We start from the raw sequence: 19133 nt of genomic DNA on the forward strand, positions 1-19133 counted from the left end.
GCTCTACTTTCTTCACAAAGTCCAGGTTCATCGTCGACTGTGATAATGTCATCTTCGAGTTCTTCATATGACCCCTCATCTACTTATCCGTTTGTCCAGCTGTTGACCCGAAGCATTGCCAGGAGCGGACTTACCATGCTTAGCAAAACCTTTGCCATGGCTACTGCCCTGTTCCGTCGATCCGAAATGCTTGCCGAAATTGGTAACTTGCTTAAACTTATAAGTAAATGCTCTTTTGTTGACTGCCATGGTCGATGGCTGCGGTCACTGATATTGGAGAACTAGGAGAAGAGTAACGGTCTGTTGTGTAGCTATTGTCTACAACCGCAGCAAATTTCCTCATTAAAAAAGGCCTTCGCAAGGCTGTCATGGTTGGATTGCGTTGCATAACGCTACACATCGAGAGGTGGAGGTGCCCTCACAGAGCAATTTCTGCCCGTGTAATAAAAAAGTCGGGGGCGTCCCCCCGACTTGTGAAAGGAGCACACATGGCAGTATGTGCTACCTGATGCAGGATTGTGTGGATTTTATCCGAACAATCCTGCACTTTTAAATGCAACAGCAGGACCAAATTTTATGGGATGTCACTATTTGATTATTTATTTTCTTAGTTCTCCATCAGCTATTCCTTGAATTGCAGCGCTTTTACCTCCAGAAACTCTTCCAGCCCGTATTTCCCGAGTTCTCGGCCGATTCCCGACTGCTTGTAGCCGCCAAAAGGGGCCAGCAGATTGAATGAGCCTCCGTTGATGTCCACCTGGCCGGCTCTGAGCCGTCGCGCTACCCGTTCGGCCCTTGTCTGGTCTCCTGACCAGACTGCGGCAGCCAGTCCATACTTGGTGGCGTTGGCAATGGCGATGGCCTCATTCTCATCCCGATATGTCATGATGGAGAGGACAGGGCCGAATATCTCCTCCTGGGCGATAGCCATCGCCGGAGTAACGCGGCCGAACACGGTTGGCTGGACATAAAACCCCCGCTTCATTCCTGGTGGAGGCGCTGCCCCGCCGGTCAGCAGCTCAGCCCCTTCACTAATGCCGGTCTCGATAAAGCTACGTACCCGCCTCAGCTGTGCTGCGGATGCCAGTGGCCCGAGCCGGGTCGATTCGTTCAGGGGATCGCCGGGCTGGTAAGTTTGCGCAATCTCGACTGCAAGGTTGGCAGCCTGCGCATAGCTCCCCTCAGGCACCAGCAAACGGGTATGGGCGGTGCAGGTCTGACCGGAATTGATGAAACAGGCTCCGACAGTTCCCTTGACCGCAGCAGGCAGATCAGCATCGTCGAGGATCACCGCTGCCGATTTCCCCCCCAGTTCCAGCGCTACCTTTTTGACCGTTGGCGCAGCCAATGTGGCTACCCGGCAACCGGCCCGAACCGAGCCGGTAAAGGAGACCAGATCAACGTCGGGATGGCTGGCCAGGAGCTCGCCCACCGATTCACCAGTGCCACTCACCAGGTTGAAAACCCCTGCCGGCAAGCCTGCTTCGTGGATTATTTCCGCAAGGATAAAGGCCGAAAGAGGCGCCACTTCGCTCGGCTTGAGAACTACGGTGCAACCGGCGGCCAACGCCGGTGCTACTTTGGCAATGACCTGATGGAGGGGATAGTTCCATGGGGTGATGCAGGCGGCGACCCCGGCCGGTTCTCTGACCACCAGGGAGTTACCGAGCCGCTCTTCAAACTGATACTCGCCAATCAGTTTGATATAACTTTCAAGTACCGCTGCAGGGAGCCCTGCCTGTATGCGTCGCGAAAGCTTGATCGGCATCCCGACCTCGGTGGTGATGGTCTGGGCCAGTTCTTCCATCCTGGCGGCCATTCCCTGGTGAATCCGTCCAAGAAGAGCGGCACGCTCGGCAACCGGTGTACCTGCCCAGGCATCAGCCGCTGCCCGTGCGGCAGCAACCGCCGTCTCCGCATCGGCAGCGTTGGCGGCAGGGATTCTGCCGATGACCTCTTCCGTGGCAGGGTTGGTGACCTCGATGACGCGGTTCCCTGCAGAGGGTAACCACTGGCCGTTCAGATACAGTTTAGAGTGCTCGCGCATATTACCTCCTTTTGAACCCTATATTTAGTCAACAAAATCATCCAGTACCGATGTCAATCATAAAGATTGCCGCAATTATCCATACATGCAAGACTGTAGCGACGATTTGGCAAAGAAAAAGCCGCCTCCTTCGGGAAGCGGCCTTGGCGTATAATGCTGCAAGAAACGGACGATGCTGAAGAATGGTTCGGCATCTTTCACGGGGCCAGCTGTCAGAGGTCGTTGAGGATCTGCGTTCTCTTGCTGCGATACTCGTCTTCGGTGATCAGCCTTTGTTCCCGCAAGCTGTTGAGCGTCCTTAGCCTATCTTCAGGGCTTTTTGCTCTTGGCTGGGAGACGCTACCGGCAGGTTCCTCGCCCCTCTTTACCGCAGGCGCTGTTCCGGAAGATTCCGGAGACCGATCACTGTTCCCTGGAGTCTCCTTGGTTAGTGGCGGTGCGGCTGTCAGTCCGGCAATCGGGATAAGGATCCAGTCTTGACGGGAGTTTTTCAACTCCACACCCTTGATACCCGACCTGATCCTGCCGAAGTTAGCGTCCGTGGCCCCGGATCTGGAGCCGGGGACAAAGGGGTTGAGCCGCCGGTCTTCTCTGTCCGAGACATCTTCATGGATTTTACCGAGAATCAGGTTGAGCTTACCCTCTGCCACAAACAAACGGCCGGTGGTGACCATCGGTCGTTTGGCCAGGCCTAAAAGTGAGCTGTGATTGCCGATGGTGGCAAAGATAGCCTCTTCGTTGGCGGTAGCGTGGGAGAGAGCAGTACTGAGATTCGTGCTCAACACCGAAAGTTCATATTCGGTGAAAAGAGGCACTGGCGTGTCGTTTTCTTTGGGATGAAACTTGAGAGATGCCAGCGCCCATTGCAGCTGATCAGCGGTAAGGTCGGCTGGATGGTCATTAGGGAGAGCATTCGGTGTCTGTTCTTTTGGTGCCACAGCCACATACTGGTCGCGGAGCTGCCAAAGAGCTTTAGATGGCAGCGTTGCTGGTGAGAACCCGGCGCAGCCGGTAAGGGTCAGAGTGGCACTCAGCAGAATCAGCATTGTTATGCCGGAGCCGTTGCATCGTTTCAGGAATGATTGCACCATGGCAGGCCTCCATTTGCTACCTATTTGGGGGGATAGAAATGTCATCCCCGAAATATGCGAAAGGGTCAGGCCGAACCTCAAGCGGTTGCAACCTGACCCTGGTAAATGATGCAAAGGTTGCACCATCATCCGCCGGATACACATCCGACGTAATAGTTCTTATCCAGTTGTCAAATGGTCATGACCTGCCGTCTTAGAACGGGAGCTTTCCATACCCCATAAGAGAAAACGCCGGGGTCAGGAGGCAGGTGAAGGTCAGGACAATGAACATCCAGGCGGCAATCTTGCCGCTGATCTTGCCATAGGTCACGCCGGTAACGGTAAAACAGATAACGACGAACGTGAGGTTCATGAATGCCAGATAGGGGGCGGCGCCGACAAAAGTCTTTCCGTCGGGCTTCAAGCCGCCGCCGGTGGCAAAGAAATAGGCATAAATGGCACAGACGACACCAACGAGCAAAGCGCCGTTACCGACTGTGCGCAGGTCTTCCACTCCGGTCAACAGGGCGTGACCGGTTTGCAGGTAGAGCACACCGAAGACGAACAGCAGTCCGGCGGTGAACGGGTCGGTGAAAACTGCAGCCTGAAGAGTTGCCCCGATTACTACGAGCACGCCGACAACGGCACTTACAAAACCGGTAGTTTTGGCTTCTCCGTATCCCAGGAAGAACATCCCTACCGGGATCCACATGATACTGATCAAAACAAGCAGTGCTAACGTCATAAATTTCTCCTCGTCATATCCTCTGGCGGTTCGGCTACGTCGGCGAATCCGGGAGAGGGTAAGACCACGGCTTATTCGGCCGTAGTCGGATCGATCATCCTTTTCACTTCAGCCACACTGTTGGCCGGAAATCCCCCTTGCCTGGCGTGCTCAAGAACCATCTCCTTGTTGGGAGCGATGTAGATACAGTAGATCTTGTCGTCGGTGACAAAGCTTTCAACCCACTGAATCTGTGGCCCGAGTCCTTTGAGGACGCTGCACGACTTTTGTGAGATCGCCTGCAGGTCCTGGGGAGGGATTGTGCCTGCTCCAGATATTTCGCGTTCTATGACATATTTGGGCATGAGAGGCTCCTTTCTTTGTGTGCCAGAATGCTACCAGTAGAACATAGTCCCGACAGCGAACTGGTTCGAGTGCTGGGTGGCACTGTCGTGCCAAGTGTTCTGGGCGTAAGTGTATTCGGCAACGAACTGGGTGAATTTGTTGAAATTGTAGGTGACAGTGGCTGTTGCCGCTTCCTGCTTGCTGATAGGTACTGAATAAGAAGTGCCATAGTTGCCGCGATTGCTGATGTCAAAATCGCTTTCATTCTGGCGGCTCTGTCCGTAATTTACGCCGAGCATGACATCAGGCGTAAGCTTGTAGGTGGCTTGGGCCAGGAAACCCCAGTGGAGACGCTCAACACCGGCGCCGTCCGTGGCGGTGGAACCAAACGCATCGCCATCCTGGGCGCTGACCATGCCGAGTCCTTTACCGAGGTAACCGGAGAGTAGCAGGTTGACTCCGCTGAACCCCGTGCTGACTCCGGCTGCGCCGCCGAGCGACTGGTTGTTGGCACCTGGCCTGGCTGCTGCCGCATCGCTGCGAGGGGCGTTTTGAAACAGGCCGGAAGCCCATGCCTGGAGGGTAGTGTTGCCGATTTTACCGGCGTAAGAGATCTCGGTTTCAACGCGCGGGGTGTTGGTCTTGCCGGTATCGCTGCTTACTTTGTACGGCTCGCCAACTGCGAGGGCAACCTTGACGCCGTTGATATCAGGTGTCGTGTAGCGAATCTGTGGGCCGAAGTTGGCGTAGAGGTAACCGTAGCCGATATGGCCCAGCGTGGTGTTGCCGCGCAGTCCCGGCGACGGCACAACGCCTGCAGTTAACAATGTCATGTCGGTGAGGATGTTTTTCCCTTGATACAGGTTGAGCGCACGACCGGCAAGCAGCTCACCATAAGCCCCTTTTGCTGTGTAGAAGAATTCCCGGAAGTCGATGTTGGGAGAAGTGTCGAAGCGGGTACCACTCTTGTTTTGTATTGCCGGGTAGATACCGACGCGGACAGATGAGTCAACGCCATTAGTGGTTGGTGCCTTGACATTGAAGGCAACTACAGACGGCAACAGTCCGATGCCTACGCCGAATCTCTGATCCGGAGAGGCGGTATTGGCACCTGCGGTGTCGCTGAGCAGGCTGGTAAAGCGAGTGCCGCCCGGTACCGGGCTGGTGGTGTTGTAAGTGGAAAATACATCTACGATACCGTCGGTGGATAACTGCCAACCGTTTTCACCGCCGATGACAAACCCGGCATGTGCCGAGGGGATTATGCTCAGTGCTAGGAGTAGCGCTGTAATTCCTGAAATAAGCTTCTTCATGTTCTACCTCCTTTTCATATTGGCGCATCATGTATGCAATCCCTGCAGTCCTCCGGCCCCTGTTGTTGAAAGTAACCCTGTTCCAGTCAACAGCAGGCGGCCAGTTGGTATTTACTCTCGTCGCCCGGCGCGCCGATCGTTAAGGTAACGGAGTTGTGCAACTGTGGTGCCATAAATAAAACAACATTCTCTTGAATAAAACTGCAGGCTGGCCAGGAAGTAAAATTGCGGCGAATGTCAGGTCTGTAAAGTATCTTCAGGGTTTTGGGGTGGTTTAACTCAGCACCTAGAAGGGCGTAAGAGAGTGTGGCGTATGGCAACAATGGGGATTTTTTTCTCACCACACTTTAAGATTAAGAGTAAAATTAAGAGGAATAACTGATGCGAGTTCCGGATGTGGTTTTTGTAGACTGAATTAATAGAACCGTGTTAGATGTCGGCATAACAATTGCTGGTATACTTTCAATCTAATGAGTCGAGCGCCAAAAGACATATTTTGGATAAAATTCAGCTAGTTAAAGCAACAAGGCCATAAAACATGGGTAATCTGCAAAGCAACATGCAGCACTGCAAATTCGAGGTTCCGGAAATTATTTTCGGTCGCGGGCTTTTGAATCAGATTGGGGCATGTGCCCGAAGGCTCGGTGGACACAAAGTCTTGCTGGTCAGCGATCAGGGCCTTTTTTCCGCAGGGTGGGTAGACAAGGCGCTCAAACATATTGTGGAAGCGGGTTTGAAAGTGGTGCTGTATGATAATGTCACCTCCAATCCCAAGGATGTGGAAGTTGAGTCCGGAGCGCTGGAATATGTCCGGCACGGTGCCGATGTCATCGTTGGTCTGGGTGGCGGGAGTGCCATGGATGCGGCCAAAGGGATTGCCATACTGGTTTCTAACGGAGGTCGCATCCGGGATTATGTCGGTCCGGACAAGATCATCCGGCCTTTGCCACCGTTGGTGCTCTGCCCGACTACTTGCGGCACCGGATCAGATGTTTCCCAGTTTGCCATAATCAACGATACCGAACAGCGCTGCAAGCTGACCATCATGAGCCGCTGCGTTGCCCCGGATATCAGCCTGACCGATCCGGATACCCTGGAAACCCTGCCTGACGAATTTGTCTGTACTACTGCAACCGATGCTTTGAGCCATGCGCTAGAGGCGTTCTTTTCCGTCGCCTCGACCTCGCTTACCGACGTGCATGCCATCAAGGCGCTACGCCTTGTTTCTCAGAGCATGGTAGAGGCGGTCAAGGAGAGGCGGCCTCAGGATCTTGAAAACCTGGCGCGTGCCAGTCTGCATGCCGGCATGGCTTTTTCCAACTCCCTGTTGGGCATCGTTCATGCCTTGGCGCATCCGATCGGGGGGCTGTACGATGCCAATCACGGCAGCATCAACGCTATTCTGCTGCCGGAAGTGGTCAAGTACGATATCCCGGTAGTGACTGAAAAACTGCCGGAACTCGCCTGGGGGCTTGGTCGTCGCACTGATGGCAATGTTGACGTTGCTTCCGACATTATACAGGAGATACTGGTTGAAATGCTGGAAGCTGCCGGCGCTCCCCGCAGCCTGCGCAGCATCGGTGTAAAGCGTGAAGATCTTCCCGAATTGGCCAAGCGGGCGCTCAAGGATGTCTGCATTGTTACCTCGCCGCGACAGGCAGATGCCCAGGACCTGCTGGCCATCCTGGAGAGGGCCTACTAGATGGCTGAAGCCAAACGGACAAAGGTAGATGAGCCGAATCTGGAGCGGCTTTTGGGGCTTGAAAGCTCCAAGATCGGTTTTTATTCCGAGGTCAAGCAGAAGATCAATGAACTGGAGGCTGCCAACCTTGAGTTGCGGATCAAGACCGGAGAGCTGCAGGCGGTGTTTGATGCCATTAGCGACAGCGTTGTCATCTACGACCATCGCGGCTGCGTGCAGCATCGCAACAGGGTTTCTCCCCATCTCTTCCCCACAGAAACAACAATCGGTAGCTGCTGCAAGTCGCTGTTTCATCCGGATCGCGACCAGGCGCCGGAATCATGCCCGGTGGAGCTGGCCCTGGCCGGTCAGGATTCCCAGATATCTTTTTCCCTCGCAGACCGGATCGGGAACAATCGTTATTTTGACGTGACCGCGACCCCGATCGAGGATGCCAACGAAGAGACCCGGGCACTGGTATTTATCCGCAATGTTACAGACAAGCGGCTCAACGAGCTGCAGTTACTGCAGGCCGAAAAACTGTCCAGCATAGGCCTGCTGGCTGCCGGTGTGGCTCACGAGATCAACAACCCGCTTACTTCGGTAGCAGGGTATTCCGAGGCACTTCTCCGCCGCTTTCGCGATAATGAGGCGTTGACATCGGATCCCAGGTTACAGGATTTCAAGAAATACCTGGAAGTGATAATCCGCGAGTCATACCGCTGCAAAGGGATCATCGACAGCCTGCTCAGTTTCAGCCGCAAATCGGAAGGAGCGGTGGGCCTGGTGGATATCAATGAAATATTGGGCGAAGTGCTCGAACTGGTGCGCCACCGGGCCCGTAACGAGCGGATCGAGATCAGGGAGCTTTTTAAGGCAGACCTGCCGATGGTCAAGGGGGATGCGTCGGGGTTGCGCCAGGTGTTTCTGAACCTGACCATGAATGCTCTTCAGTCCATTGAAGGTCCGGGGAATATCGAAATAGCCACTGTCGAGCACGATGACCGGACCGTGTCGGCAACTATCAGCGATAGCGGCTGTGGCATTGCGCCCGCCATGCTGGAACATATCTGGGACCCGTTTTTCACCACCAAGGAGGTGGGAAAAGGGATTGGGCTTGGCCTGTCAGTGACTTATAATATTATCAAGATGCATGGTGGTAAGGTGTTTGTGGAGAGCAGGCACGGAGAAGGATCGAAATTCACAGTGAGGCTTCCCATATGTCAACCCTAACCGGCCGTAAAGAGGCAAAAATACTTATCGTCGAAGATGAAAAGCCACTGCGGGAGCTTCTGGAGATTGAGCTGGTGCGGAGTGGCTACAAAGTCGAGTCTGCAGCGGATGGAGAAAGCGGCCTGGAGAAATACCGCCAGGAGGCATACAACCTGGTCCTGCTTGATATGAAAATGCCTGGCATGGATGGCGTGGAGGTCCTGAAACTGATGCGCGCCGAATCAACCCTCCCGGAGATTATCGTCTTTACGGGCCACGGAACTATTGAAACGGCTGTGGAATGCATAAAGCAGGGGGCCTATGATTACCTTACCAAGCCGGTCAAGCTGGATGAACTGGAGATGGTAATTGAAAAGGCGTACGAAAAGAACCGGTTACGCTACGAAAATATCAACTTGAAACTGGAAATCAGCAAGCTCGACCAGCATCGTATTGTCGGCAAGAGCCCGGTTATTCAGAAGGTCTTGGAGACAGTCAGACGTTATGGCCCAACCGACGAACATGTATTGATCTACGGTGAGAGCGGCGCTGGCAAGGAGCTGTTCGCCCGCGCCGTGCATGATGCCAGCCGCAGGGCCAGCAAGGCCTTTGTTACGGTCAATTGTGGTCGGTTGAACGTGAACACCGCTGAAAGCGAGCTGTTCGGCCATGTCCAGGGGGCTTTTACCGGCGCCAACAAAGGTCGGGCCGGGCTGTTCGAGCTGGCCGATAACGGCACCCTGTTCATGGATGAAGTCTCGGAGATGCCTCTGGATGTTCAGGTAAAGCTGCTGCGAATCCTTGAGACCGGCACCTTCCGCCGCCTGGGGGGCAACCACGACATCAGTGTCAACGTGCGTTTTGTCTTTGCCTCGAACAAGAAGCTTGAAGAATGTGTAGGACGGGGTGATTTTCGTGAGGACCTGTTCCACCGGATCAATCTGCTGTCGATATTTATTCCGCCCCTGCGGGAGCGGCCTGAGGATATTATCCCGCTGTCATACTATTTTTTGAAATCGACCAATGACAGCGGTCCGAATAACTGGGAGATCACCGAGGAGGCCATGGCCGCACTGAGTGCCTATTCCTGGCCTGGCAATGTCCGCGAGCTGCGCAATACTATTCGTCGCGCCAGCATCCTTGCGTCCGAACCGTTGATCTCCTCGGATCTGCTTCCTTTTGCCCCGCCCAAGCATATCCCGGCACCGGTGAGCACAGCAGCGACCGAGGTGCCGATTATGCCGCTCTGGGTTGTGGAGCGTGACCATATCCAGCGGGTGCTGGAAAAGGTGGAGCGCAACAAGAGCCGGGCGGCCAAGGCGTTGGAGATTGACCGCAAAACCCTTTATACCAAGCTGGAACGTTATGGCCTTGAGGTATGACCGCCGTGACTGGGAGCTGTTATGGAGTTGACTGACGGATACGGCAGGAACATCAACTATCTGCGGTTGTCGGTGACTGACCGGTGCAATATGCGCTGTATCTATTGTATGCCCAGTGAGGGGATCAGGCTGCTGGAGCATCATGAAGTGCTCAGCTACGAGGAACTGCTGCTGGTTGCCAGGGCTGCCATCGCCAACGGTATTGAGAAAATCAGGGTGACCGGCGGCGAGCCCCTGGTGCGCAAAGGGATTATCCGGTTTCTTGAGCAGTTGGCAGCTATTCCCGGCCTGCGACAGCTGGTCCTGACCACCAACGGCCTGGCTCTGGCCGAGATGGCTGAACCGTTGCGACAGGCCGGGGTGCAGCGGCTCAATATCAGTCTTGATTCTCTGCAGCCAGAGACCCTGGCGAGGATCACTCGCGGTGCCGACGTAAATAAGGTGCTGGCCGGTATTGCAGCAGCAGAGCGGGCTGGTTTTCCGCTCAAGATAAACATGGTGGTCATGCGCGGTATCAATGATGCAGAAATCCTCGATTTTGCAGCCTTGACTCTCAACAGGCCCATTACGGTTCGCTTCATCGAGTATATGCCGTCAATCCGTTCTGATGGCTGGCAAGAGCGGGTGGTCGCGGGAGAGTCGATTCTTGAACAGATCGGCCGGCGGTATCCCTTCGTTGCCCAAGAGCGCGACGGGCTTGCGGGGCCAGCCCGGATCTTCCGCATTGACGGCGCTGCAGGCGACTTCGGCATCATCACCCCAGTTACCGGCCACTTCTGCGAAGACTGCAACCGTATCCGGGTTACGGCCTCAGGCAGGGTACGCAGCTGTCTCTTTGCAGATAATGGTCTTGATCTCAAACCATTCCTGGCCAGAGGTGATCAGGAGGGGCTGGCAGCTGCGCTCCGTTCGGTGGTTGCCTGCAAGCCCAAGCAGCATGCGCTTGTCGAACAAGATAACAGCTATACTTCATTCGCCATGGCGGCGATTGGCGGATGAACAGGACGGGAGAACCCATGTCAGCCACAGTGGTTGCAGTGTGCATCAGTCATAATAAGGGTGAGAGAAAGACGCCGGTTGCTCAGGTTGAGTTACTGGAAAATCACGGCATTGTCGGTGATGCCCATGCCGGGGAGTGGCACCGGCAGGTGAGCCTGCTGGCCATGGAAAGCATTGCCAAAATGCAGGCGTTGGGGCTTGCGGTTACCGCCGGCGATTTTGCCGAGAACATCACCACGCAAGGACTCGATCTGCCGTCGCTACCTATCGGGACGCAGCTGACAGTGGGGGAAGCCCTACTGGAAGTAACCCAGATCGGTAAGGTGTGCCATACCCGTTGCGCTATTTTCTATCAGGCTGGCGACTGCGTCATGCCGAAGGAGGGAATTTTCGCCAAGGTGCTACGCAGCGGTGTAGTTACTCCAGGCTCTGCAATAGAAATTCTCACCTGATCCCTTTTCTGAACAAACATGTGAGTTGTGGATAAATTCTACAGTTCGCCTGCTCGATGCTCTGCGCTGGACTCTTTTATAACCTCTAATGACAAAGACCCTCCTCTAATTATCTTACTGTTTCAAGCTGTTGGCCGTGTTCAAGCGCAATTTCGCTGCTTTTGCTGCAAATGCCCTCAGTGTAGAAATTGTCTACATTATGGTTATGGAGGTGTAGCAAACCGCCACAATCTTCAGCCAACATGATCTTTTGGGCTCCCCCATTTCCTTTCTGCTTCAGAAAAAAATCAGAAATTTTTTGTCTGGTCATTTAACCCATGGCACGGTTTGCTCGGCTCGGGGTGAAATTCCTCAGTGTGGATAATCTCCATAGGTATAAACAGGGAGAAATAGTAGAAAGATGTTTCAAAATTCCCCTGGATGGTTTTGGGTAAAGCCAGACCATTTTGTGTAAATCAGCATAACATGTTGAATTAAAACAATTATTAGTGTTGGCATTCTGCTTGCTCTTAATGAGTTTGTCGGCGTTGTTAACTTACCTAATGCTTGTAAATAGAGCTTTTAAGTGTTGAGTGACAGTTGACTATAACAAAGTTATAGGAGGTGACGAAAACGAGTTGGATTGTTGGCCCGGCGCAGGATCGTTTTGCAGGCAGTATGGAATCAAACTTTGCATTATTCATTAATACACAACACCCAAAAGGAGGAAGTACAGATGCCACATTTTAGAGATGCCAAAAGGACCCTTAGCCTCGAATCCCGCGAATACCCGATTAAGATGCAGCACGCCTATCCCTCCGTGAACATCGGCATCGGCGCCCACACCATGGTCGGCAATGATGCCAAGGCGTTGGGGATGACCAATGCCCTTATCGTTACCACCGGCCTCAAGGGGACCGGGATCATTGAAGCGGTGCAAGGCGTGCTGAAGCACGCTGGAGTTGCCTCGGAAGTTTATGACAAGGCGACCCCGAACCCGAAGGATTATGAAGTCATGGAAGGGGCCAAAGTGCTCGCTTCAGGCAAGTTCGACGGCATGGTCAGCATCGGCGGCGGTTCCACCACCGACTGCGCCAAGGCTATCAAGCTGGTCTACAGCCACGACGGCCAGGACGTCCGTACCTTCGAAGGCGCCTTCAAATGCACCAAGAAGAACAAGATTCCGCACCTTGCCATCAATACCACCTCCGGTACCGGCTCAGAAGTTTCCTGCTTCTCCATCATCAACCACACCGAGAAGATGTACAAGATGGCCCTGTTCGATCCTCAGTGCACCCCGCACAAGTCGGTCAACGACCCGCTGCTCCATCAGTGCATGTCGTCGAACCTGGCTGCCTACACCGGTATGGACGCCCTGACCCACGCGGTTGAGGCGATCGCTTCCCGGCTCTGCGTACAGTCTGCTTACGGCCCTGGCCTCTGGGCCATCACCGAGATCTTCGGTAACCTGCGCCAGTCCGCTTCCAACCGGAATAATATCCATGCCATCGAGCAGATGGTCTGGGCAGAGATGGCTGCTGCCTACAGCTTCAACAGCGCCGGCCTCGGCATCGTCCACTCCATGGCCCACGCCATGGGCGGTCTTTACGACTCGCCGCACGGCCTCTGCAACGCCATCGCTCTGGTGGACGTCTGCCGCCTCAACCTGCCGGCCTGCCCCGAGCGCTTTGCCATGATGGCCCGCGCCGCTGGCATCGACACCCGCAACATCTCCGACATGAAGGCCGGCGAGCTGTTCATCGACATGATCCAGGAGCTGAAGGACGACCTCGGGATCACCACCAAGTTCGGTGATCTCGGCCTCAAGGAGAAGGACCTCGACAGCCTTTCCAAGTTCGCTGCTGCCGATATCTGCTCCGAAGGAAACCCGGTAGATATCGGTTTCGACAATATGCGCGCCGTCTTCAAAGGTTGCATGTAGTCCCGATGCGCGGGGTTTGGCCTTGGCCAGACTCCGCGTATTTTCCGGTCAGGTGCAAACGATTTTCAGTTTCCGGGCAGTCATACCAGCGGCAACTGCTTCCAATCAGTGCGAGCGCCTGACATTCCCGGCGGGTAACGCCCACCGTTCAACCATATACTCCTTCATTGGGCCGCTGGTAGCCGGAGCGAACTCCAGGACTCCAGCGGCATTTTTTGTTACCGACAAATTTTCAGGGGCCAACCATGATAACTGAACAGCAGGTTAAGGAGCTTCTCCGAAACGGTGGCTACATTGCGGACGAGACCATTGCCACGGCGGTTTTTCTCGCTCTTCGGATGGAGAAACCGATTCTGATCGAGGGGCCGCCAGGGGTCGGCAAGACCGGCCTGGCCAAGACCTTATCGACGGTACTGGATTTCCCCTTGGTCCGCCTGCAGTGCTACGAAGGGATCGACGAAGGAAAGGCTCTCTACGACTGGGAGTACGGCAAGCAGCTGCTCTATACTCAGTTGTTACGGACCCAGCTGGACAGCTACCTCTCGGAATCCACCGATCTGCGCGCCGCTGTCGAGCGTCTCTCCAGTGAGGAAAGTCTCTTCTTCTCCCGGAATTTTCTGGTACAGCGCCCGATCCTGCGGAGTTTTCTGTCAACGAAACGCTCCTTACTGCTGATCGACGAGATCGACCGCTCCGGCGACGAGTTCGAAGCGCTGCTTCTGGAGTGTCTGAGCGATTTCCAGGTTTCGGTTCCGGAACTCGGTGTCATCGGGGCAGAGCACAAGCCGCTGGCGATCCTCACCAGCAACGGCACCAGAATGATTTCCGACGCTTTGAGACGGCGCTGCCTCTACCTCTATATCGGTTACCCCGAATTCGACCGCGAGGTTACCATTGTCCGGACCAAGTTCCCGGAGCTGTGCGAAGGGCTGGCCCGGCAGATGGTGGAATTCCTCCGTCAGGTACGCGAACTGAACCTGCGCAAGCCCCCAAGTGTCTCCGAGACCCTCGACTGGGCCCAGGTACTCTCGATCCTGCACACCAAACAGTTGACCCCTGCGGTCGTGGCCAACACGGTCGGGGTGATCGCCAAGCACCAGGCAGACCTGAAGCAGGTCACCGACCTGGCCTTGCAGATAATGGCATAGGGTATGGAACGGATCATCACCAGATTCGTTACGGCACTGCGCGAGCGCGGGGTCAGGGTGTCGCCGGGCGAGAGCCTGGATGCCGTGCAGGCCCTGGCCTTCGGCGGCCTTTCGGGGCGAGATTCGGTAAGAGCGCTTCTCAAGTTGACCCTGGTGAAAAATGTCAACGATATGCCGGCATTCGATGAGGTATTCGACTGGTTCTTCAGCCGCAGTCAGTGCAATCCGCTGGATATCGATCCCGGCGAATTCCTCTCTGCCATGATCCATATTGTCGAGGGGGAGCAGTTGAAGGCCGAGGAGTACCGGACCAGGGAAAAGGACGACCCGTTGCTGATCGTCGATGAAGAGGCCACGGCCGAGGATCTGGAAAACCTGCTGGGGCTGGAAGAGAGCGATGACGATGGCGCCGGGGCCGAGATCATGGTGCAGCTGGACGGTTTTCGTGGAAAAATGGCGGCACCGGAGCCGTCCGACTATTACCTGAAGAGCCCGCCAACCGTTGCTTTTTCCCAGGGGGCAAACAAGGGCAGGGTGGTCCCCTTTACACCGGAAGAGCTGGCCGATATGCAGGAGGTCGTCTCCCGGATGCTGGTGCGAATCCGCAAGGATGTGCAACGGATGAAAGAGATGGAGAACCGGGGCAAACTCCACATTATCCGCACCATCCAGAAGAACTACCGGCACGGCATGGTGCCGTTCTTGTTGTCGTTGCGGCGCAAGCGGAAAGAGAAGCCGAGGCTCGTTGTGCTGTGCGATGTAAGCTACTCGGTGAGCCACGCCACCCGCTTCATGCTGCTGCTGCTTCATACGCTGCAGAACCGGTTGATGCATGTCAGGAGCTTCATCTTCAACAAAGAACTGGCCGAGATCACGCCGATGCTCCGGAATATGCCGGTCAATTGTCTGCTGGAGACCATCGACAAGGGAGACATCGTCAATCTGGACGACAACAGCGATTACGGTAATGTCTTCAAGAGCTTCAAGGAGCGGCATCTGGAGAATATGCGGGGGAAGCCGGCGATCATCATCATTGGGGACGGCCGGAACAATTACAACGAAGCCAATGACTGGGCGTTGGAGGCGATCCGGGAAAAGGCCGGCTACCTGCTCTGGCTCACCCCTGAAGAGCGTGACATCTGGCAACGGGGCGACTGCCAGCTCGACCTGTACGGTTCATACTGCGACCGGGTGGAGACGGCGCGGGATGTGGACGAATTGAGCCGGTTGGTGGAAGACCTGTTCCATACCCTCTTCGACCACAACGACACCAGGGCATGGCAGCATCGCCGACAGGAAAGAAAGGTTGAGGAGCCGCAGGATTACCGCACTTACTACACCCGGCATTCCGGTGCACAACCGGCGTTCGACCCCGATGTCCGGAGGCAGTGGTGAGATATGAACTCGACATCATTGCACTACTGGGGATACACGCGTGAAACAGCAACATAAATCCAGTGCCTACCAGGCCGAACTTGAGACCAAGATCGAGGAGCTGCGCCGTTCCCGCGAGGAACTGGAGGCGTCGCGCAACAAGTACGCGTTGCTGTATGACTTCGCGCCGGTCGGGTATTTCACCTTTGACACGAAAGGGGTGATCCAGTCGGTCAATCTGTTCGGCGTCCGGCTGTTGGGAGTGGACCGGGACCAGCTGGTCAACCGCCGCTTCGAACAGTTCGTTGCTGATGAAGACCTGTTCCTGTTCGGCAAGTTCTTGCAGAAGGTCTTTGTCGGGTATGGGAAGGAGACCTGCCGGTTGCGGCTCGTCTCCGACAAGCCACAACCGCTCTATGTGCGGATCGAGGCGATGGTAACCGCATCGGGGGAGGAGTGCTTGGCGGTCCTGGTCGATATCACCGAAAAGAAGATGGCTGAGCGGGCCCTGTCCGAGAGCGAATACAACCTTACTAAGGCCCAGTCCATGACCCATGTCGGGTCGTGGAGCCTCGACCCAATCAGCGGGGAAATCAAGGCGTCGGACGAACTGTTGCGCATCATGCGTCTCGGCAGGGATGAGGCAACGCGCGAAGCGTTTGCTGGCGTGGTCCATCCCGATGACCACGATGCCGTCATGGAACAGCTACGGATGGGTGCCGAGTGCGGCAAGAGCTACGAAATCGAGCATCGGCTCCAGTTTAGGGATGGCAGTTCGCGTTGGGTCTATACCATTGTCGAGCCTCAGGTCAACTTTGCCGGCAGGGTGGTCAAGCTGTACGGCACCACCCAGGACATCACCGAGAGAAAACAGGCTGAAGTGGACTTGAGTAACAAGACCAACGAACTGCAGGCGATCTTCGATTCGATCAGCGACGGCATCACGGTCTATGACCAGGAAGGGCGGGTGCAGCACCATAACCTGATCGGCCCGCAGCTCTATCCGAAAGAGATCAAACCGGGGAACTCCTGCCGGGAGCTGTTTCATCCGGAATCGACGACCATGCCGGATGATTGCCCGGTGGAGAAGGCGTTACAGGGTGAGCGGGTAGAGACCTCCCACGTGTCGGTGCGGGACGGCCAGCGAACCCAGTACGTGGAGATCACTGCCACGCCGATCCGGGACGCCCTAGGTGAGCGGAACCGGGCCCTGGTCTTTTTCCGGGACGTATCCCGGAAGCGGCTCCAGGAGATGCACCTGATCCAGACTGAAAAGATGTCGAGCATCGGGGTGCTGGCCACCGGCATCGCCCACGAAATCAATAATCCGCTCACTTCGGTCGCCGGGTGCGCCGAGGCATTGTTGCGGCGCTTTCGGGATGAACCGGCCCTGAAAGACGACTGTCGGCTGGACGTTTTCCCCCACTACCTGGAGGTGATCGTGCGGGAGTCGTACCGCTGCAAGGGGATCATCGACCATCTGCTCAGCTTTGGCAGAAAGACAGACGGTTCGTTTACCCTGGTGGATATGAACGTGATCCTGCTGGAAATCCTGGAATTGCTGCGGCACCAGTCGGCCTACCGTCAGGTTGAGGTGGTAAAAGAGCTGCAGGAGGGGTTGCCGCGGATCATGGGCGACCCGTCCGGCCTGCGCCAGGTCTGCATGAACCTGCTGGTCAACGCCCATCAGGCGATAACCGGAGCGGGGCGGGTGACACTCAAGACCGAGAGGCAAGGGGACTCCCTGGTAGTCATCCGGATCAGGGATACCGGCTGCGGCATTGGTCAGGAGATAATCGACCGGATCTGGGACCCGTTTTTTACCACCAAAGAGGTGGGGAAGGGGGTCGGTCTCGGCCTGGCCCTCTCCTATGACATTGTCAAGCGCCACGGCGGCGAGATCGAAGTGGAAAGCCGGCCGGGCGAGGGAACCCTCTTCACCGTGCTTCTACCGGCACGGCTGGCATAATACGGCAAGATATCCAACACAACGGAGGAATCATGGACTGCACCTGCGACAACCACGCCACCCATATCTGCCAGCTGAAGGCCACCGGCCTGACAGCGGAGCTGCAGCGGGTCACTGACAACCCGACGGTAACCTGCCGCCACTGTGGCGCCCAGGCAAACAGCGCCCAATATGTCTGTGCCGCCCACCTGGGGACCGATGCCCCTAATGTGGAAGGGGGCCACGGCTCAGTCGGTCTGGACGAAGTGGGCAAGCCCCACGCCGGCGCTTCGGGCGACAAGGAGGACGCGCCGGAGATTCCGATCAAACAGGTGCCGGGCGACGGAATCTGCGGCGGGTACTGACCGTGACGCTGGGGTCGGCGGAAAAGAAGAGAGTGAGCCGTTTGTTCTGCTCACCCGGTCGATATGTACAGGGAGCAGGGGCCATCAGCGAAATCGGCGGCCACGCGGTCCGGCTCGGGCAGACTGCCTTGGTACTGGGTGGGAAGACCGCCTTGTCCCTCTGCGGTCCGGCGGTGCAGGCGAGTCTGGCGGCCGCCGGGGTCGACAGCCGGCAGGAGATCTTCGGCGGAACGTCCTCGCAATATGAGATCGACCGGCTGGTGGCCTGCGGCAGTGTCATCGGCACCGAACTGGTGGTTGCGGTGGGTGGCGGGGCCGCTATCGACGTAGGCAAGGCCGTGGCGCACGAGCTGGCGGTGCCGGTCATTGTCGTTCCGACCACTGTGGCCACCGATGCCCCTTGCTCGGCCCTGGCGGTGATCTATGATAACGACGGGGCCTTTGACCGCTACTTGCTGCTGCGGCGCAATCCCGACTGTATCCTGGTGGACACGGAACTGATCGTAAAGGCTCCGGTGCGCTTTCTGGTGGCCGGGATGGGAGATGCCCTGGCTACTTACTGGGAATCCGACAGCTGTGCCCGCAGTGCCGCACCGAACCCGCTGACCGGTGGTGGTAGCCAGACCCTGGCGTCACGCGCCATAGCCAGGCTCTGCTACGAGACCCTGCTGGAGTGGGGAGCAGCAGCCCGGCTGGCGGTGGAGCAACAGGCTGTCACCCCGGCGGTGGAGGCGATCGTAGAGGCAAATACCCTGCTGAGCGGCCTCAGTTCGGAAAACGGCGGCCATGCCGGAGGCCACTCCATCCATAACGGTTTGACCACCCTTGCGGCAACCAAGGCAAAGCTGCATGGTGAAAAGGTGGCCTTCGGCGTGTTGGTGCAGCTGGTGCTGGAAGGGCGTTCGCCAGATGCCATCCGGGAAGTGCTGGGGTTCTGTCATGCGGTCGGCCTGCCGATCTGCCTGGCAGATCTGGACCTGCCAGCGCCAACGCGCGACGATATCCGGCAGGTGGCGACAGCTGCCGTTGCCCCGGGAGAGACCATCCACGCCACCTGGTTCCCCGTTACCTCCGACATGGTCGATGCCGCGATTTGGGCTGCCGATGCCCTAGGTGTTAGCTACCGTCAGACTGCCGGAAAATGATTTGATC

At 56.3% G+C, this 19133-nt stretch carries 19 protein-coding genes; 14 read left to right on the top strand and 5 right to left on the bottom strand.

The window, feature by feature from the left end; all coding sequences use genetic code 11:
* A partial coding sequence (locus tag KI809_RS12305) for a hypothetical protein (protein WP_214171869.1) occupies window positions 1-285 on the top strand: 285 nt, incomplete at its 5' end.
* 337 nt (window positions 286-622) lie between these two features.
* Here KI809_RS12305 and KI809_RS12310 read toward each other — a convergent pair.
* Together KI809_RS12310 and KI809_RS12315 are read right to left on the bottom strand one after the other, a co-directional pair.
* Window positions 623-2047 carry an aldehyde dehydrogenase family protein gene (locus KI809_RS12310; protein WP_214171870.1) on the bottom strand — a complete coding sequence of 475 codons (1425 nt, stop codon included), beginning with the start codon at window positions 2045-2047 and terminating at the stop codon, window positions 623-625.
* Window positions 2048-2259: 212 nt separating this feature from the next.
* Window positions 2260-3138: an SHOCT domain-containing protein gene (locus KI809_RS12315; RefSeq protein ID WP_214171871.1), complete on the bottom strand. Its 879-nt coding sequence runs from the start codon at window positions 3136-3138 to the stop codon at window positions 2260-2262.
* A 38-nt stretch (window positions 3139-3176) separates the two neighbouring features.
* On the opposite strand from KI809_RS12315, the gene KI809_RS12320 reads away from it, so the two are divergent.
* Complete coding sequence (locus KI809_RS12320; RefSeq protein ID WP_214171872.1) at window positions 3177-3335, top strand: hypothetical protein; 159 nt, start codon at window positions 3177-3179, stop codon at window positions 3333-3335.
* Here KI809_RS12320 and KI809_RS12325 read toward each other — a convergent pair.
* The 3 genes from KI809_RS12325 to KI809_RS12335 form a co-directional block, all read right to left on the bottom strand.
* The gene (locus KI809_RS12325; RefSeq protein ID WP_214171873.1) at window positions 3332-3862 is read right to left on the bottom strand and encodes an AmiS/UreI family transporter; all 531 of its coding nucleotides are present in this window, start codon (window positions 3860-3862) and stop codon (window positions 3332-3334) included. The genes KI809_RS12320 and KI809_RS12325 overlap by 4 nt on opposite strands.
* Window positions 3863-3933: 71 nt before the next feature.
* Window positions 3934-4206 (bottom strand): DUF4242 domain-containing protein, encoded by a 273-nt coding sequence (locus tag KI809_RS12330; RefSeq protein ID WP_214171874.1) that lies wholly within the window; start codon window positions 4204-4206, stop codon window positions 3934-3936.
* Between the two features lie 30 nt (window positions 4207-4236).
* On the bottom strand, window positions 4237-5499 hold the full coding sequence (locus KI809_RS12335) for a hypothetical protein (RefSeq protein WP_214171875.1): 1263 nt from the start codon (window positions 5497-5499) through the stop codon (window positions 4237-4239).
* A gap of 538 nt (window positions 5500-6037) precedes the next feature.
* Here KI809_RS12335 and KI809_RS12340 point away from each other — a divergent pair.
* From KI809_RS12340 to KI809_RS12395, 12 genes are all read left to right on the top strand, one after another.
* Window positions 6038-7201, top strand: a complete 1164-nt coding sequence (locus KI809_RS12340; RefSeq protein WP_214171876.1) for an iron-containing alcohol dehydrogenase — start codon at window positions 6038-6040, stop codon at window positions 7199-7201.
* On the top strand, window positions 7202-8413 hold the full coding sequence (locus KI809_RS12345) for a two-component system sensor histidine kinase NtrB (RefSeq protein WP_214171877.1): 1212 nt from the start codon (window positions 7202-7204) through the stop codon (window positions 8411-8413).
* Window positions 8401-9774, top strand: coding sequence for a sigma-54-dependent transcriptional regulator (locus KI809_RS12350; RefSeq protein ID WP_214171878.1), 1374 nt, complete (start codon window positions 8401-8403; stop codon window positions 9772-9774). Before KI809_RS12345 ends, KI809_RS12350 begins: the two co-directional genes overlap by 13 nt.
* A 21-nt stretch (window positions 9775-9795) precedes the next feature.
* Entirely contained in the window at window positions 9796-10773 is a 978-nt protein-coding gene (gene moaA, locus KI809_RS12355) for a GTP 3',8-cyclase MoaA (RefSeq protein ID WP_214171879.1), read from the top strand.
* A gap of 17 nt (window positions 10774-10790) precedes the next feature.
* Complete coding sequence (locus KI809_RS12360; RefSeq protein ID WP_214171880.1) at window positions 10791-11225, top strand: MOSC domain-containing protein; 435 nt, start codon at window positions 10791-10793, stop codon at window positions 11223-11225.
* A 715-nt stretch (window positions 11226-11940) separates the two neighbouring features.
* Window positions 11941-13146: an iron-containing alcohol dehydrogenase family protein gene (locus KI809_RS12365; protein ID WP_214171881.1), complete on the top strand. Its 1206-nt coding sequence runs from the start codon at window positions 11941-11943 to the stop codon at window positions 13144-13146.
* A gap of 22 nt (window positions 13147-13168) precedes the next feature.
* On the top strand, window positions 13169-13402 hold the full coding sequence (locus tag KI809_RS12370; protein WP_214171882.1) for a hypothetical protein: 234 nt from the start codon (window positions 13169-13171) through the stop codon (window positions 13400-13402).
* Entirely contained in the window at window positions 13392-14294 is a 903-nt protein-coding gene (locus KI809_RS12375) for an AAA family ATPase (protein ID WP_214171883.1), read from the top strand. The genes KI809_RS12370 and KI809_RS12375 overlap by 11 nt, the downstream gene beginning before the upstream one ends.
* A gap of 3 nt (window positions 14295-14297) precedes the next feature.
* Window positions 14298-15689 (top strand): VWA domain-containing protein, encoded by a 1392-nt coding sequence (locus KI809_RS12380; RefSeq protein WP_214171884.1) that lies wholly within the window; start codon window positions 14298-14300, stop codon window positions 15687-15689.
* Window positions 15690-15729: 40 nt separating this feature from the next.
* Window positions 15730-17637 carry a PAS domain-containing sensor histidine kinase gene (locus KI809_RS12385; RefSeq protein WP_214171885.1) on the top strand — a complete coding sequence of 636 codons (1908 nt, stop codon included), beginning with the start codon at window positions 15730-15732 and terminating at the stop codon, window positions 17635-17637.
* Window positions 17638-17669: 32 nt separating this feature from the next.
* Complete coding sequence (locus KI809_RS12390) at window positions 17670-17981, top strand: hypothetical protein (protein WP_214171886.1); 312 nt, start codon at window positions 17670-17672, stop codon at window positions 17979-17981.
* 32 nt (window positions 17982-18013) lie between these two features.
* Window positions 18014-19126: a glycerol dehydrogenase gene (locus tag KI809_RS12395; protein WP_214171887.1), complete on the top strand. Its 1113-nt coding sequence runs from the start codon at window positions 18014-18016 to the stop codon at window positions 19124-19126.
* Window positions 19127-19133 lie beyond the last annotated feature (7 nt).

It is taken from the genome of Geoanaerobacter pelophilus (assembly GCF_018476885.1).
GTDB lineage: Bacteria > Desulfobacterota > Desulfuromonadia > Geobacterales > DSM-12255 > Geoanaerobacter > Geoanaerobacter pelophilus.